This window comes from Fictibacillus sp. 23RED33 (assembly GCF_015903925.1).
Classification (GTDB): domain Bacteria; phylum Bacillota; class Bacilli; order Bacillales; family Fictibacillaceae; genus Fictibacillus; species Fictibacillus phosphorivorans.
Genome location: NZ_JACZDX010000003.1, coordinates 325,970 through 341,953, shown reverse-complemented (window position 1 = coordinate 341,953; position 15,984 = coordinate 325,970). Strand labels below are relative to the sequence as shown.

12 protein-coding genes are annotated in these 15,984 nt (G+C 39.4%); 10 read left to right on the top strand and 2 right to left on the bottom strand.

Annotation, left to right across the window (positions count from 1 at the left end; genetic code table 11):
- Nucleotides 1-96 precede the first annotated feature (96 nt).
- The 6 genes from IHV09_RS13590 (at nucleotide 97) to phoU (ending at nucleotide 6,799) form a co-directional block, all read left to right on the top strand.
- The gene (locus IHV09_RS13590; protein ID WP_197264704.1) at nucleotides 97-2,148 is read left to right on the top strand and encodes a penicillin-binding transpeptidase domain-containing protein; all 2,052 of its coding nucleotides are present in this window, start codon (nucleotides 97-99) and stop codon (nucleotides 2,146-2,148) included.
- Between the two features lie 234 nt (nucleotides 2,149-2,382).
- Nucleotides 2,383-3,342: a PstS family phosphate ABC transporter substrate-binding protein gene (locus IHV09_RS13585; protein ID WP_197131136.1), complete on the top strand. Its 960-nt coding sequence runs from the start codon at nucleotides 2,383-2,385 to the stop codon at nucleotides 3,340-3,342.
- Nucleotides 3,343-3,491: 149 nt separating this feature from the next.
- A complete protein-coding gene (gene pstC, locus IHV09_RS13580; RefSeq protein ID WP_197264806.1) occupies nucleotides 3,492-4,406 on the top strand; it encodes a phosphate ABC transporter permease subunit PstC in 915 nt (304 codons plus the stop codon).
- Nucleotides 4,406-5,284 (top strand): phosphate ABC transporter permease PstA, encoded by an 879-nt coding sequence (gene pstA / locus IHV09_RS13575; RefSeq protein ID WP_137788879.1) that lies wholly within the window; start codon nucleotides 4,406-4,408, stop codon nucleotides 5,282-5,284. Before pstC ends, pstA begins: the two co-directional genes overlap by 1 nt.
- 46 nt (nucleotides 5,285-5,330) lie before the next feature.
- Nucleotides 5,331-6,116, top strand: a complete 786-nt coding sequence (gene pstB, locus IHV09_RS13570) for a phosphate ABC transporter ATP-binding protein PstB (RefSeq protein WP_370568839.1) — start codon at nucleotides 5,331-5,333, stop codon at nucleotides 6,114-6,116.
- 23 nt (nucleotides 6,117-6,139) lie between these two features.
- The gene (phoU, locus tag IHV09_RS13565; protein WP_191753821.1) at nucleotides 6,140-6,799 is read left to right on the top strand and encodes a phosphate signaling complex protein PhoU; all 660 of its coding nucleotides are present in this window, start codon (nucleotides 6,140-6,142) and stop codon (nucleotides 6,797-6,799) included.
- 282 nt (nucleotides 6,800-7,081) lie between these two features.
- On the opposite strand, the gene IHV09_RS13560 is transcribed toward phoU, so the two are convergent.
- Together IHV09_RS13560 and IHV09_RS13555 are read right to left on the bottom strand one after the other, a co-directional pair.
- Entirely contained in the window at nucleotides 7,082-7,546 is a 465-nt protein-coding gene (locus IHV09_RS13560) for a hypothetical protein (protein WP_197131127.1), read from the bottom strand.
- A 19-nt stretch (nucleotides 7,547-7,565) separates the two neighbouring features.
- Complete coding sequence (locus tag IHV09_RS13555) at nucleotides 7,566-7,757, bottom strand: hypothetical protein (protein WP_066396184.1); 192 nt, start codon at nucleotides 7,755-7,757, stop codon at nucleotides 7,566-7,568.
- A 368-nt stretch (nucleotides 7,758-8,125) separates the two neighbouring features.
- On the opposite strand from IHV09_RS13555, the gene IHV09_RS13550 reads away from it, so the two are divergent.
- The 4 genes from IHV09_RS13550 to IHV09_RS13535 are packed head-to-tail and all read left to right on the top strand — an operon-like array spanning nucleotide 8,126 to nucleotide 15,980.
- Complete coding sequence (locus IHV09_RS13550) at nucleotides 8,126-8,773, top strand: DUF4912 domain-containing protein (protein WP_197264703.1); 648 nt, start codon at nucleotides 8,126-8,128, stop codon at nucleotides 8,771-8,773.
- Between the two features lie 11 nt (nucleotides 8,774-8,784).
- Complete coding sequence (locus IHV09_RS13545) at nucleotides 8,785-11,583, top strand: 1,4-alpha-glucan branching protein domain-containing protein (RefSeq protein WP_197264702.1); 2,799 nt, start codon at nucleotides 8,785-8,787, stop codon at nucleotides 11,581-11,583.
- Nucleotides 11,583-13,994: a sugar phosphate nucleotidyltransferase gene (locus IHV09_RS13540; protein ID WP_197191471.1), complete on the top strand. Its 2,412-nt coding sequence runs from the start codon at nucleotides 11,583-11,585 to the stop codon at nucleotides 13,992-13,994. Before IHV09_RS13545 ends, IHV09_RS13540 begins: the two co-directional genes overlap by 1 nt.
- Nucleotides 13,995-13,997: 3 nt before the next feature.
- Entirely contained in the window at nucleotides 13,998-15,980 is a 1,983-nt protein-coding gene (locus tag IHV09_RS13535; RefSeq protein WP_197264701.1) for a glycoside hydrolase family 15 protein, read from the top strand.
- Nucleotides 15,981-15,984: the final 4 nt, after the last annotated feature.

Below are 15,984 nucleotides of genomic sequence, written 5' to 3'. Positions count from 1 at the left end.
GTAAGGATACTATTATTATGTAGATATAATTACCGGTTCACATTAGACACCTTTTTTAAGGTGTCTGTGCTGTTTTAAAGGGAGATTTACAATATTATGAAAACAAAAGATAAAAAGAAAAAAAATCATGTTCCGATTCGTATCAATGCCTTATTTATCTCTGTCTTTTTTCTCTTTTCTGTTCTAGTTCTCCGTCTTGGCTATGTACAGATTGTTAAAGGAGAGGAATATCAGCGTACAGCCTATTTAACAGAAAATGTTACAACGAAATTGGATGCTCCGCGTGGAAAGATGCTTGATGCTAATTACCGCGTAGTTGTTGATAATGAACCAGTTTTCTCTATTACATATACGAGAACACAAGAAGCAGATGTTGATGAAAGACATAAGTTGGCACAGAAGCTTGCAGATCTCATCGAAAAAGGAACAGAAGAGTTGACGGAGCGAGACAAAAAAGACTATTTTATTTTTTTGAACGAAAAGCAAGTTGAATCAAGAATCTCGAAAGAGGAAAAGAAAGATACACCTCCGGAAGAGCTATACGATCTTATGCTAGAAAAAGTAACAGAAGAGGATATTAACTCATTTTCTGAAAAAGAACTTGAAGTGCTGGCTATAAAAAGTGAGATGGACCGAGGCTATACACTATCTCCACAGCGTATAAAGATTGGTGCGACCGAAAAAGAGATTGCGACCGTCAGTGAACACTTACCTGAGTTAGAAGGTGTGGATATTAAGCCGGATGCTGAACGTTCTTATCCATTTAATAATTCATTCCGTGATATATTTGGCCAAGTAAAACAAATTCCGAAATCAAGAATGGACTATTATACTTCTCGAGGAAACGATCGTAATGATATGGTCGGAACGAGTTTTCTTGAAGAACAATACGAATCATTGCTCCGCGGTACGAAAACGAAGATTAAATACGTAACTGATAAAAAAGGAAACCCAGTAGGAGATCCAGTTGAGGAAGAGGGAGCAAGAGGTAGCGATCTTGTATTAACAGTAGACATGAGACTTCAACAAGAAGTCGAGAAAGTCATTGAAGATAAATTAAAAGACGCGATCCGAGGTAAAAACGCATACGACAACAGTAAATTAGACAGTGCCTATGTAGTAATGATGGATCCGAATACGGGTGCAATCCTTTCAATGGCCGCAAAAGAATATGACCGAAAGACAGGAAAGTTTAAAGACATTCCCTTTGGTAACGTTTATCATTCTTATGCGATGGGCTCGACCGTTAAAGGAGCTACCGTACTTACAGGCTTACAACAAGGTGTCGTTTCACCAAATACCGTGATAAATGATGCACCACTCACTTTTGGAGATGGAAGATCTTTGAAATCACACGAAAGTATGGGACCAGTTGATGCTGTAGAAGCGTTAGAACGCTCATCTAACGTATACATGTGGCATATTGCCATGAAACTCGCAGGATATGATTATTCAAACAAGCGATTTAATGAAAATAAAGTTCAAGAAGCGTTTGAAATCTTAAGGAACTCATATAGCCAGTTCGGACTTGGTGTCCCAACTGGAATTGACCTTCCATCTGAAGCGACCGGGTATAATACAGGCATGAGCCGTGAACTCTCCCAAGCCATGTTCTTCTCTATCGGACAGTTTGATACGTACACACCGATGCAGATGGCTCAATATGTTTCAACCATTGCAAACGGCGGGTTAAGGATGCAACCGCACCTCCTGAAAGAGGTGAGAGAGCCATCCGTTGATCCCAATAAACTTGGAAAACTTCAGTACCGTTTTGAGCCTAATGTGTTAAACAAGATTGAGATGTCACCGAGTCAGATTAAGGTTGTACAAAAAGGATTTTATGAAGTGATGCATGGCAATAACGGTACCGCAGCTTGGAAGTTTAAGAACAAGGATTATAACCCAGCAGGAAAAACAGGGACAGCTGAGATCGATAAAGCTACCGGAATCGTTAACAAAACGTTAATCGGTTATGCCCCTTATGAAAATCCAGAAGTAGCATTTGCTGTTGTCGTTCCCGATATTAAAGAAGGAAATACGAATAGTGAAATAGCTGAAGGTGCTCTGGATGCTTACTTCGCTATGAAAAAAGAAGGAATTCCAACTAAACCAGATCCTATAGAAGAAAATCAAGAAGAATCACGCTAAATGGCGTGGTTCTTTTTTTGTATAGTTTAAATCCGATAGCAAAGACTAAGAACATATTCATAGATAAACCAGTCTTAACAATACCTTTACAATTCATTAAAACGTACTTCACATTGGAGGTTTATTGTAGAACATGTAAGAAAGAAACAAGCTTTTAAAAAGGGGTCATGACCTGAGAAAAACTTCTCTAACATGATAAGACGAAATAATCATATTTTAGGGGGACCTATCAAGATGAAGAAAATGAAGTCTGTGTACCTTTTGGCAGTAATGTCGCTAATCCTAGTTTTCGCAGCAGCATGTGGAAACAAGAGTGAAGATGGAGCAGCTGGCGGCGGAGATCTTAGCGGAAAGATAAAAATTGATGGATCTTCCACAGTATTCCCGATCATGGAAGCTGTTTCTGAAGAGTTCCAAGCTACAAATCCTGAAGTACAAGCACCTGTAGGAGTTTCTGGAACGGGTGGAGGATTTGAAAAGTTCGTTCGTGGAGAATTAGATCTTGCTAACGCTTCTCGTCCGATTAAAGATGAAGAGAAAAAAGCAGCTGAAGATAAAGGCGTTGAGTATACAGAATTTGAACTTGCGAAAGATGGTCTTTCAGTAGTTGTTTCAAAAGAAAACGACTTTATTGATCACCTTACTCTAGATGAATTAAAGAAGATTTTCTTAGAAGAAAACCCAGCTAAGACATGGGCTGACGTTCGTGAAGGATGGCCAAAGAAAAAAATCGAAGTCTTCTCTCCGGGTACTGACTCTGGAACGTATGACTACTTCGATGAAGTAATCCTTGAAGAAAAACCAATGCGTCGTGACGCACAGCTTTCTGAAGATGATAACGTACTAGTACAAGGTGTAACAGGTTCTAAAGATGCAATCGGATTCTTTGGATATGCATATTACCAAGCAAACAAAGATAAAATCAAAGCTGTTCCAATCGATGGTGGTAACGGACCAGTTGAACCAACACCAGAAACGATTGAATCTGGAGAATACGCACCACTTTCTCGCCCATTGTTCACTTATGTTAATAACAAATCTTTGAAAGATAACGAAGCAGTGTATGAATATGTGAAATTTGCTCTTGAAAACTCAGGTGAACTTGCTTCTTCTGATACAATCGGATACGTTTCTCTTCCAAAGGAAAAATACGAAGAGCAAATGAAAAAGCTAGATGAGCTTGCAGGTAAATAATTGTCCTTTATTGAAGTAAAGGAATAAGAATCATATATCAGGGTGAGGAGTGAGAAATCTCCTCACCTTTTCACCTGTTTAGTATTGTCGAATTATAGGAGGTCTTATTGGTGTCCAGAGATAAATCAAACCAAAAATCAATCCGCTCTATGATTCAGGAGAATAAGTCTTCAAGAAGTCAATCAGCGGTAATGGAAAAGGTTGTTCCAAAACTCTTTTTAATCTGTGCAATCATATCTATCTTTACAACAATAGGTATTGTCTTTACATTGTTAACAGAAACTTTTACATTTTTTAACCGAATCTCAATAGTAGAATTTTTCACCAATACTAGATGGTTTCCTTTTGCATCTGACGAACATGCTGACTTTGGGATCATTGCTCTTATCATGGGGACATTGACCGTAACAGCGATTGCTATGGTTGTGGCTATCCCGATCGGTCTTGCTGCAGCTATCTATTTAAGTGAATATGCATCTGCAAAAACGAGAAAAGTTATTAAACCTATTTTAGAAGTGCTAGCTGGAATTCCTACGATTGTTTATGGATTCTTTGCTCTCACATTCGTTACACCTTTATTGGATAAGATCTTTCCAGGTGGAATTTCAATCTTTAACGCACTAAGTCCCGGAATTGTAGTAGGAATCATGATTATCCCTATGATCGCATCATTGTCTGAAGATGCGATGAATGCCGTACCAAACTCTATGAGAGAAGGTGCGTTGGCTCTTGGTGCAACACGCTTTGAAGTAGCGATGAAAGTGGTACTTCCGGCAGCACTTTCAGGAGTTATTGCATCATTCGTACTAGGGATTTCTAGAGCGATTGGTGAAACGATGATCGTTACCATTGCTGGTGGTTCTAGACCAACTGCAGATATTAATGTAACGGAGTCTATCCAAACGATGACAGCTTATATCGTTCAGGTCAGCCAAGGAGATACGGGCTATGGTACGACGATCTATTACAGTATTTATGCAGTAGGTATGACTTTGTTCGTATTTACATTAATCATGAATCTACTTGCTCAATTCATTTCCCGCAAGTTTAGGGAGGAATACTAATGGCATTAATCAATAAAGAATCTGTTAAAAAAAGAATGGGAACGAGATTAGCAGCAAACGGGGTTGCTAAATTCCTTTTTATACTGGCAACGTGTTTTTCTTTACTCGTACTAGGAGTTTTGATCTACAGAATCTTATCAGAAGGTTTACCCTATCTAAGTTTGGATTTTATTACGAACTTTGCATCCCGAATGCCTGAACGTGCTGGTATATGGGCTGCGCTGCTCGGTACCATCTGGGTAATGGCAGTAACTGCACCCGTTTCTTTTATTCTTGGTGTAGGAACCGCAATTTATCTTGAAGAATACGCGAAAAAGAACGCTTTTACAAAATTTGTTCAGATTAATATTTCTAATTTAGCTGGTGTTCCATCGATCGTATTCGGATTGTTAGGTCTAACAATCTTCGTTCGTCTACTTGGCTTAGGATCAAGTGTACTTGCAGGTGGTTTGACGATGAGTCTTCTAATTCTTCCTGTAATCGTTGTTGCTTCACAAGAAGCGATCCGAACCGTGCCGAGAGAGATTCGAGAAGCTTCTTTCGGAATGGGTGCGACAAAATGGCAGACGATCAGAAGAATCGTGTTTCCAGCAGCACTTCCCGGAATTTTGACAGGAACGATTCTTGCTTTATCACGTGCTGTAGGAGAGACTGCACCACTATTAGTATTAGGTGCATTAGCTTATGTAGCGTTTGTTCCAGAAAACATATTCTCGCAGTTCACTGTATTACCGATACAGCTTTATAACTGGACGAGCAGACCGCAAGAAGAGTTTCATATGATTGCAGCAAGTGGAATCATCATTCTGTTAATCATCTTGCTGATTATGAACTCAATCGCAGTATTAATCCGAAATAAGTTTCATAAACGCTTCTAATAGAGAGTAGGAGGACGAGAACATGGATATTACAATCAACAAACAAATGGTTCAAAAAAATGAAAAAGAACAGGATTTCACACCTGTTTTTAAGATCAATAATTTAAACTTGTGGTACGGACAGGATCATGCTTTAAAAGATATTAAATTTGATATTCCTGAAAAGCAGGTTACTGCCATCATCGGACCATCAGGGTGCGGTAAGTCGACATTTATTAAAACGCTGAACAGAATGGTGGAAATGGTTCCGATCGTCCGTATGTCCGGGGAAATTGTTTATAGAGACAAGAATATTTTTGATTCTAAATACGGCGTAGAAGAACTTCGTACACAAGTTGGTATGGTGTTCCAAAAACCAAATCCGTTTCCTAAGTCTATTTATGAAAACGTAGCTTATGGACCACGTATTCACGGGATCAAGAATAAAAAAGTATTAGATGAGGTAGTTGAGAAAAGCTTAAGAGGTGCCGCGATCTGGGACGAAGTAAAAGACCGTCTGCATGAGAACGCATATGGTTTATCAGGTGGTCAGCAACAGCGTCTATGTATTGCAAGATGCTTAGCGATCGAACCAGATGTTATTCTTATGGATGAACCTACTTCTGCTTTAGATCCGATTTCTACTTTAAAAGTGGAAGAGCTCGTGCAAGAGCTTAAGAAAGACTATAGCATTGTTATTGTGACACATAACATGCAACAAGCAGCTCGTATTTCAGATCGCACCGCTTTCTTCCTTAATGGAGAAGTTGTGGAATATACAGATACGAGCACATTGTTCTCAAATCCAGCGGATAAGCGGACAGAAGATTATATTACAGGACGATTCGGTTAATTAAAGAAATAGGAGTGAGATAAATGGTTGTTCGTGAAAATTTTCAGCTTCAGTTAGAAGAGATGAAACAAGCGATCGTACAGATTTCTAAATTGGCAGAGGAAGCATTAGAGCTTTCTGTTGAAGCATTAAAGAATCAAGATCTCGATAAAGCCCTACAGATTATTGAAAATGATAATCGAATCAATGTCCTTGAAGATGAAATCAACGACATGGCCATTCTATTGATCGCTAAACAAGCACCTGTAGCATCTGACCTTAGACGAATCATTGCTGCCATCAAAATCTCGTCTGATATTGAAAGAATGGCTGACTTTGCCGTTAATATTGCGAAGTCTACCATTCGAATTGGAAAACAAGAGCTCATCAAACCATTAGAAGAGCTTCCAAAGATGGCACATCATGCGATCGCTATGCTTACAACAGCTACAAAAGCCTATGTGGAAGAAGATGTAGCTCTAGCGAAGCAACTAGCGGAACTTGATGATGAAGTAGATGAAACATACGGGAAAATCATTAAAGAACTATTAGAGCTTATGACAAAAAATCCTGAACATCTTTCTCAGATCAGTCAGCTTCTGTTTGTGTGCAGGTATATTGAACGTACTGCTGACCACGCTACAAATATTGCAGAGAGTATTATCTTTTTAGTAAAAGGAAAAAGATACGGTTTAAACGATTAAACAAATAAAAAAAGCGAGCACTGATCACTTCAGTGCTCGCTTTTTTTTACCGCTCTTTTATAAAAGATTGTTGCTTTGAACTCCTTGTCACCTTTGACAATTGATTGTAGTGCAAGGTGTGAGACTCCTACGGGACAGGCGGGCAGGTGAGACACTTAAAGAGTGAAACGTACGAATGTGGCTCACCGCCTGCCCCGTGGAAAGCGAGCAGCCTGGAACGGAAATCAAACTTTCAAAAGCAACAAAGTTTACGAAAACAGCCTTTGTTATATTATGTAGGAATTAAGAACTTGTGATTTCTTTAGCGATCTCATCGAAACTCATCTTGCTGTTTACTTGATGAGATTCAGCTCTTACTGCACCTTCTAAATTGTTCGTACGTAAATATTTTAAGAATTCATCGCTATTCTTAATGATGTTTTCTTTTTGTAGAAGATCACATACTTCTCCAGTACTCATTCCTTGAGTGATTGTTAAAGTCATCTGATACACCTTTTCTTCCTCTTTTGGAGGCGCGGTTTTAGGTTCTTCTTTTGCAACCGGAGCCGCAACGGTTTCAGTGTCTTTAAGTGAAGTATACTCTTCCTTTGAAATTGCTAATTCGCCTTTTTCAGAAAGATATTGAGCTACCGATTCTTCTGTTAGTTCAGAAGTTTTATCAGCATCAGCCGTATAATAAAAACCAGCCAAAATTCCTGTTGAAAGGATAATACCTGCTGAAAATCCGCGAAGGTTTTTGCTTGTCATACTCATTACCCCTCACAAATTAGTTCTTATCATTAATCATCATTTCATCTTCAAGAACTTTTAATTTCTTTTTTATTTGATAGATCTCTTTCATTAACTGAATAGTAAAGTTCTCGAGCTGTGTTTCAACTGACGCTTCCTTGTTTTTTCTAAAGGAAAGAATCAAAAGAATAACACCAACTAGTAACAATCCAAAAATAGCAAACTCCATAATATCCTCCCTAATTTAAAGCTATACCCTTTACTTTTATAACATAGTATTCTGCTGTGGTATAGGGTTTTTCGCAAAAGTTTACACAAATTGCTACAATTCGACTATTTTCTCATTTAAATCCATACTGGCATGAAAATGAGGGAAATGAAAACGACGTTTTTTGTCTTACTTTGTCAAATAGACAGAATTATCAGAGAGATAAACCGGTTACAAAAACTTTACATATTCGGAAATCTCAAGTGGGATAAGGAAGCGCCATTTTTCGACTTTTTTGACACATTGTATATAAAAATATCCAGTGATACGATTATAAAAAATATGGTAATAAATAAACATTTCATAGAATAATTAATTAGGATGAGGTGATGAACTTGATCGAAGATATTGTCAAACTAAAGGAGAACGGCTTAACCCTTCAAGAGATCGCTCAAAGAATGAACATGTCTTTAGGAAAGGTTCAGTATCGCTGGAACAAATACCGGCAGCAACAAACACCATCGCACCATGAACTTCCATCTCAGCCCGTTCTTAAAGAAGAGAAGTGGACGATGCCTTTTAAATATGAAGAGGCTAATGTTCATCTGATGCCAAGGACCCCTGATAGCTTGTATGTTTATTGGAGTTTTTCTGAATCAACAAAACATATGGCTGAACATCATTTTCGCACAAATTGGGAAGAACTTCCTTCAGTACTAAAGATTTATGACGTAACGGACATTGATTTCTTCGGCCACAATGCTCATCGAACGTTTGAGGTTGAACTTCCTCCGATGACTAACAATTGGTTTCTTCAATTCTTGGAACCTGGTAGAACATATATCGTTGATATTGGTACGCGCACGTTTGATGGAAGTTTTTTTACTCTGTTAAGATCAAATCCTGCTGAGACGAGTCCTGCACTCTATAACAGTTTGCATGATGAGAAGATTGACAGATGGAAACATCAAATTGTTGATGAGCCTGAATGGCTAGAAAACTTTTCAACCTATTCATATTATCAAAAAATCAGATAGGAGAGTAAAACATGTCTAACGGGTATTTTTCATTAGTCTTGCACGCTCACCTTCCTTATGTGAGACATAAAGAAGCGAATCGATTAGAGGAAAGATGGGTATTTGAGGCACTTACTGAGACATATATCCCGTTGTTATGGGTACTCGAAGATCAGCCTGAAGCCTTGTCTTGGACCTTATCGTTCTCACCGCCTTTGTTGGAGTTATTAAACGATCCAGTCATTCAAAAACGTTATTTAGAACATTTAGACCTTACGATAAAACTTGTTAAAAAAGAAAAAAAACATTCTTCGAATACGGAAGAAGAAAAAATTATCGGGTTTTACGAAGAACGATATAAAAGAATTATGGAAACGTATCAAGAATTCGATTGTAAAGTGACAGATGCTTTTAAACGCTATATGAAACTTGGGAAGGTTAATTGCATCACTTCCTCTGCAACCCACGCATTCCTTCCCTATGTTCAAACTGAACAAGGAGTTAAAGCTCAAATCTTTGCAGGCGTTCAAACCTTTGAAAAGTATTTTGGTGAAAAGCCCAAAGGGTTTTGGCTGCCAGAATGTGCTTACTCTCCCGGAGTAGATATCGCGTTAGCAGATGCAGGTATTCAATTTACTTTTGTAGATGAAGAAACTCTACTCAGAAGTAAGCCTGTTCCATCTAAAGGTATCGGAGCTCCTGTATACTCTCCGCATGGGGTGGCATTGTTCTCGCGAAACCAATGTATCTCTGAAACAATTTGGAATTCTTCTGTCGGCTATCCAGGCGATTTTGATTATCGAGAGTTTTATCGAGACGTCGCCTATGAGAGGGACAATGAATATATAAAGAGCTTCATCCATCCTGAAGGAATTCGAGTCGATACCGGTTTAAAGTATTGGAGAATAACTGGGAAAACGGAGAACAAAGACTGGTACCAAAGAGAATGGGCATTAAATAAAGTGCAGAGTCATGCTTATGATTTTTGTCATCGCATTACAGAATATCTACATACCAACGAACAATCTTACCCTCCTCAACTAATAACTGCACCATTTGATGCAGAGCTATTTGGACATTGGTGGTTTGAAGGACCAGAATTTTTACTTCAATCCATGAAAGTTTCAACAGAACAAAACATCACGTGGATCACACCTCAAGAATTTTTATTTAGACATTATCAAGATCTAGAGACTGTAAGACCATGCTTTTCAACATGGGGCAGAAACCAAACAGGTGAAGTATGGCTGAACGAATCAAATGCTTGGATGTATAGACATCTGCATCATTGTGAAAGAAAGCTGGTCCAGCTCGCGGCACGTCTTTCACATGAAGAACCAAACATCGTTGTTGAACGATATGCAGATCAGATGGTTCGTGAATGGATGCTAGCTGCAAGCTCTGACTGGGCATTTATCATTGAAGGTAACAGTGCTGCAGAATATGCAAAGTCAAGGTTTCAAGAGCATATCGAGAGGTTTCATGAACTAGATCGATCGATTGAAAATAAAACATATCATCCAAATGAAATAGCAGAGTTTGAAAACCAATACCCCTTCATGCTTACAAACGATTTGTGGCACTTTTTTAAGAATAAACATGATGAGTACGTGGCGTCCCACTATAGCGAACGAAAAGCTGACAAGAAGAAAATATTAATGCTTTCATGGGAATTCCCTCCTATGGTAGTAGGTGGATTAGCAAGGCATGTATTTGATCTATCAAGAAAATTGGTCGAGCAAGGATCAGAGGTATATGTTATTACCTCTTCTGTTCCGGGATATCCCGAACACGAGGTGAATAATGGTGTACATGTATACCGAGTTGCCGGGAAGCAGCCGAATTTTGAGTCGTTTTTCCATTGGACAGGAAGTTTGAACATGGCCATCACTGAACAAGCGCTGGCTCTCGCAAAGAAGATTGATTTTGATTGCATTCATGCACATGATTGGCTCGTTTCAGTTTCGGCATTAGCCATTAAAAAAGAACTGAACATTCCTTTGATCACTACCATTCATGCAACAGAACATGGCAGGAACAACGGGATAACTTCCCCACTCCAATACGAGATCAATCAGAAGGAATGGGAGCTTATGGATGGATCTGATCATTTGATCGTCTGCAGTGACTATATGAAAAATGAGTTAACAGGGGTTTTTAGCATACCGGAACAGAAGGTAACCATACTGCCAAACGGTATAGATCCAGATCAGATCACTTTTAAATCTAGTCCTTCTATTGAAAGGAATCACGACGACCATGAACTTCTTCTTTTCTCGGTTGGCAGGCTTGTAAGAGAAAAAGGGTTCCAAACGATCATCGAAGCGGCAGATATACTAAGGAATTCTGGCAAACACATCAAATTTGTAATTGCTGGAAAAGGTCCTTTAATGGATGAACTAAAAGAAATGATCAGGCAGAAGAGCTTAGAAGACTATGTACATCTAGCAGGATTCGTAAGCGATGAGGAAAGAAATGAATATTTTGCAAAAGCTGATGCCGCTCTTTTCCCGAGTCATTATGAACCGTTCGGTATTGTTGCGCTCGAAGGGATGGCTGCAGGGAAGCTGACTATCGTTTCTGATACGGGAGGTTTAAGAGAAATTATTGATCATGAAAAGACAGGGTTAAAAGTATATCCTAACGATCCAGAGAGTATTGTGTGGGCTGTAGAATATATCCTAAGAAACCGTGAACGCTGCCAAGACATCGCTAAGAATGGAGAGGAAATAGCTAGAACCGTTTTCAGCTGGGATTCAATTGCTGAAAAGACTGCAGAACTCTATATGACTAAACAAAATCAAACATCAAAAGTGGGAGGTATCGTTTAATGAAGGGTGTAATTATGGCTGGTGGAAAAGGGACACGTTTAAGACCTCTTACATGCAATATGCCAAAACCAATGGTGCCGATGCTTCACAAACCCGTAATGGAGTATGGGATCGAACTTCTTAAGAAATTTGGGATTACAGATATCGCCGTTACCGTTCATTACTTACCAGACGCAATCAAAAACTATTTTGGTGATGGCCGTGATTTTGGTGTGAACCTTCAATATTTTGTTGAAGATTCTCCTTTAGGAACAGCTGGGTCCATTAAAAATGCTGAAGAATTTCTTGATGAGCGTTTTATCGTGATCTCCGGCGATGCGTTAACGGATTTTAACCTTGAAAAAGGTATCCAATTTCATGAAGATAACGATTCACTCGCTACGATCTTCATGAAGCAAGTTGATTCACCATTAGAATATGGTGTGATCATGACCAATCAAGAAGGAAAGATCATTCGATTTCTTGAAAAGCCAAGCTGGAATGAAGTCTTTAGTGATACTGTGAATACGGGTATTTATGTACTTGAACCAGAAGTATTTAATTTTATCGAGAAAGATGTTCCGGTAGATTTTAGCAAGGATTTGTTTCCGCTATTAATGAAAGAAGATAAAAATTTGTTTGGTTATCAAGCGGAGGGATATTGGTCTGATATTGGAAGCCTTCAGCAGTATCGCCAATCCCATTACGATATGTTGAACGGCTTGGTGGATCTTCCATTTGCGGGAGAAGAAAAAGAGCCAGGTGTCTGGATCGGTGAGAATGTTTTTATTGAAGATGGAGCTGTGATCGAGGCTCCTGTCAGCATTGCAGATGGAGCAGTGATCAGGAAGGGCTCTCATATCGGAAAGCTATCTGTTGTTGGAAAGAATAGCGTAGTAAGCTCAGGAAGTTCTTTAAAGAAAACAGTCTTATGGAACGATGTTTTTGTAGGAGATCAGTGTGAATTAAGAGGAGCAACTATCGCGAACGGTACGAAAGTGGAGAAGGACGCGTCTATCTTTGAACATGCTGTAGTAGGTAACCATTGTACGATAGGTAAAAATGCGACGCTAAAGCCAGATGTTAAAATCTGGCCAGAAAAAGAGATCTTTGAAGAAGCGCTTGTTCACACCTCGATCGTATGGGGTAAAAAAGCTACAAAATCTTTGTTTGGATCTAGAGGAGTTTCTGGGATCGCTAACGTGGAGATCACACCAGATTATATCGCAAGACTGGCATCAGCTTATGGAGCTGTTCTCCCTTATGGATCACAGATCATCATCGCAAGTGATTCGCATGACTTTTCAGTTATGATTAAACAATCTTTTATACAAGGACTTCATTCTTCCGGGGTGCACACGCTTGATATTAGTCCTACTGTCGCACCAGTTGTCCGTTTCTCTATCGAAGAAGAACGCTTAGAAGGTGGTGTTTACGTAAGGTTCTCTAATCCTACGGGAGAGAAACAACTGATGATCGAATTCTATGATAAAAAAGGACTTCCAATACATTCAGATCTTGAAAGAAAGATCGAGAATGCATATTGGCAGGAAGATTATAGACGTGCATCATTTGATCGTATTGGAAAAGGTGCTGTACAGGCGAACAAACATGAAGATTATATTTCCGCGCTTTTAGAAGAAATACAAGAAAAGGGTATCCAAGAAGCAAAGTTTAGAGTTGTGGTGAATTACAACCACCAGCCTTATCTGAACTTTATTCCTAACCTTTATAATCGATTGAACTGTGAGATCCTTACCGCGCCATATCAAACGAAACCAGAGGAAATGGCATCTTTTGTAAGAGTAACAAATGCCAATATCGGAGTTTTGATCGGAGAAGCGGGTGAAACATTGCGTCTCATTACGGAGACTGGTGAAGTGTTAGATGAAGAGACAATGCTTGCTCTCTATGTTTTCACAGCATTTTCTCAAGGTAAACAAAAAGAGATGGCTATCCCTGTGTATGGATCATCTGCGCTAGATTCCATCGCCGAACGTTTAAAAGGAAAGTTGATCAGAACGAAAGCTAACCCACGTTCTATCATGGAAGTAGGGGATGGGGTCCTTAATTACCAATACGACGCTCAATACGCATTTGTTCATATTTTAGAGATCATGGCAATGCAGCAGATCACATTATCTGAACTCGTAAAGATGCTTCCAGATGTTCATATGCTACGAGAATATGTACCTTGTCCAAAAGATAAGAAAGGCCGAGTGATGCGCAGGCTGATGGAAGATATCCGTGATAACAATGTGGAGTTGCTTGATGGTATTAAGGTTTTCCATCCTGAAGGTGGATGGACGCTTATTCTTCCAGACGTAGAGCAGCCTGTTTTCACAGTGTATTCTCAGAATACGGATCCTGAACAAGCGAAACAAGCGGCATCGCAATATATTGAAAAAATACAGTTGTATCAGCAGGTGTAACAGATGCCAAGACATTTGGTTTTAGGAAACGGAAAATTATTGATCAATTTAGATGAATATTTGCAGATCAGAGACATCTATTTTCCTTACGTCGGTCAGCAAAATCATGTACAGGGGCATGTTAACCGTCTAGGAGCCAGTATCAATGGCTCCTTTTCTTGGCTTTCCTCAAAAGAATGGGTGATCGAGCCCGGTTATCATATTGACTCGCTCGTTACACTCTCGTACGCAAAGAACGCAAAAGAAGGCATAACGCTCAAGATTGAAGATGCCGTGCATCAAAGAGAAAATATGTTTATGCGGAGAATCACCGTTTTAAACGAATCAAATGAAGAAAAAAGGATCAAACTTTTCTTCCACCAAGATCTAACTATCTATGAGAATGAAGTGGGAGACACAGCTTACTTTGATCCTGAAAAATCTGTGATCATCCACTATAAGAAGAATCGTTACTTTTTGTTTGCAGGTTCATTCGATCAAAAGGGGATTGACCAGTACACAACAGGGGTCAAACGTTTCTTAAGTGCTGAAGGAACATGGAGAGATGCAGAAGATGGTCATCTTCATGTAAACCCGATCGCGCAAGGATCAGTGGATAGTACTTTTTCCGTACAAGGCATTGTTCCACCACACGGAAAAGGAGACGTGCACTATGCTCTAACCGTTGGAAAAAGTAGAGAGGAAGTGTTTTCGCTCTACGATTACCTCATGGAGATCGGTCCATCTTTAACTTTAGATAAGATCGATGTGTATTGGAGGAGATGGGTAAATAAAACAAAGATCAATCCGTGCAACCTCTCTGATGAACTTCTTGATCTATATAACAGAAGCTTACTGATCATTCGGACACAAACCAATGAGAATGGTTATATCATAGCGGCCAATGATTCTGATATTCAGCATTATAACCGCGACCATTATAGTTACATGTGGCCGAGAGACGGTGCACTGATAGCAGCCGCTGTCGCAAAAGCGGGTTTTCATGGAATGGTGAAGAACTTCTATCGCAGGTGTGCAGATGTTTTAACAAAAGAAGGATACCTTCATCATAAATATAACCCCGACGGTTCGATCGGATCATCTTGGCATCCAATGATCGATAAAGAAGGATCGAGCCAGCTGCCGATTCAAGAAGATGAAACAGCGCTCGTACTGTGGGCATTTTGGGAACATTATAAAGAAACAGGAGATATTGAGTTTGCTCAATCTCTCTATCGATCATTAGTCCGTCCGAGTGCGAGATTTTTGCTTCAATATATGCAAGAAGAGCTTGACCTTCCGTTGCCTTCTTATGATCTTTGGGAAGAAAGAAGAGGGATCTTTACCTTTACAGCAAGCTCTGTATATGGGGGTCTTATGGCTGCTTATTCTTTTGCGACGCTATTCGGTGAAGATGACCGAGCGGAGAGGTATAAGAAGGGTGCAGACCGAATAAAAGCTGGAATGGAAAAGCATTTGTATGATGAAGACTCAGGAAGGTTTTTAAGAGGTATCTATCTGTTGGATGATAACGCCTATAAAAAAGATTTCACGATGGAATCTAGCATGTATGCTCTCTTTGCGTTTGGTGTATATCCTGCCGATGATGAACGAATCGTCCGAACGATGCAGCAGATGAATGAAGAGTTAAGCATTAAGTCAGGTGTAGGCGGAATTGCGAGATACACAAATGACTATTACTTTCAACAAACGCACGATATGACAAGAGCGCCTGGGAATCCATGGTTGATCTGTACGCTATGGCTTGCAAAATGGCATGTGCAATGTGCGAAATCACTTCAAGACCTTGAACGTCCTCATGAAATTTTACGCTGGGTTCACGAACATAGTTTTTCTACAGGTGTCTTACCTGAACAACTGCATCCGTTTACTGGAGAGGCTTTGTCAGTGGCTCCTCTCACATGGTCACATGCTACATTTATAGATGTTCTCAAAGAATATACCAAAGTCTATGAGAAACTTTCACAAAACTCACTTGCTCGTTAGAAAA

Bases quoted from the DNA above. Each gene is read 5' to 3' on its own strand.
- IHV09_RS13590 (WP_197264704.1), top strand. From the start codon at position 97: ATGAAAACAAAAGATAAAAAGAAAAAAAATCATGTTCCGATTCGTATC.
- IHV09_RS13585 (WP_197131136.1), top strand. From the start codon at position 2,383: ATGAAGAAAATGAAGTCTGTGTACCTTTTGGCAGTAATGTCGCTAATC.
- pstC (WP_197264806.1), top strand. From the start codon at position 3,492: ATGATTCAGGAGAATAAGTCTTCAAGAAGTCAATCAGCGGTAATGGAA.
- pstA (WP_137788879.1), top strand. From the start codon at position 4,406: ATGGCATTAATCAATAAAGAATCTGTTAAAAAAAGAATGGGAACGAGA.
- pstB (WP_370568839.1), top strand. From the start codon at position 5,331: ATGGTTCAAAAAAATGAAAAAGAACAGGATTTCACACCTGTTTTTAAG.
- phoU (WP_191753821.1), top strand. From the start codon at position 6,140: ATGGTTGTTCGTGAAAATTTTCAGCTTCAGTTAGAAGAGATGAAACAA.
- IHV09_RS13560 (WP_197131127.1), bottom strand. From the start codon at position 7,546: ATGACAAGCAAAAACCTTCGCGGATTTTCAGCAGGTATTATCCTTTCA.
- IHV09_RS13555 (WP_066396184.1), bottom strand. From the start codon at position 7,757: ATGGAGTTTGCTATTTTTGGATTGTTACTAGTTGGTGTTATTCTTTTG.
- IHV09_RS13550 (WP_197264703.1), top strand. From the start codon at position 8,126: ATGAACTTGATCGAAGATATTGTCAAACTAAAGGAGAACGGCTTAACC.
- IHV09_RS13545 (WP_197264702.1), top strand. From the start codon at position 8,785: ATGTCTAACGGGTATTTTTCATTAGTCTTGCACGCTCACCTTCCTTAT.
- IHV09_RS13540 (WP_197191471.1), top strand. From the start codon at position 11,583: ATGAAGGGTGTAATTATGGCTGGTGGAAAAGGGACACGTTTAAGACCT.
- IHV09_RS13535 (WP_197264701.1), top strand. From the start codon at position 13,998: ATGCCAAGACATTTGGTTTTAGGAAACGGAAAATTATTGATCAATTTA.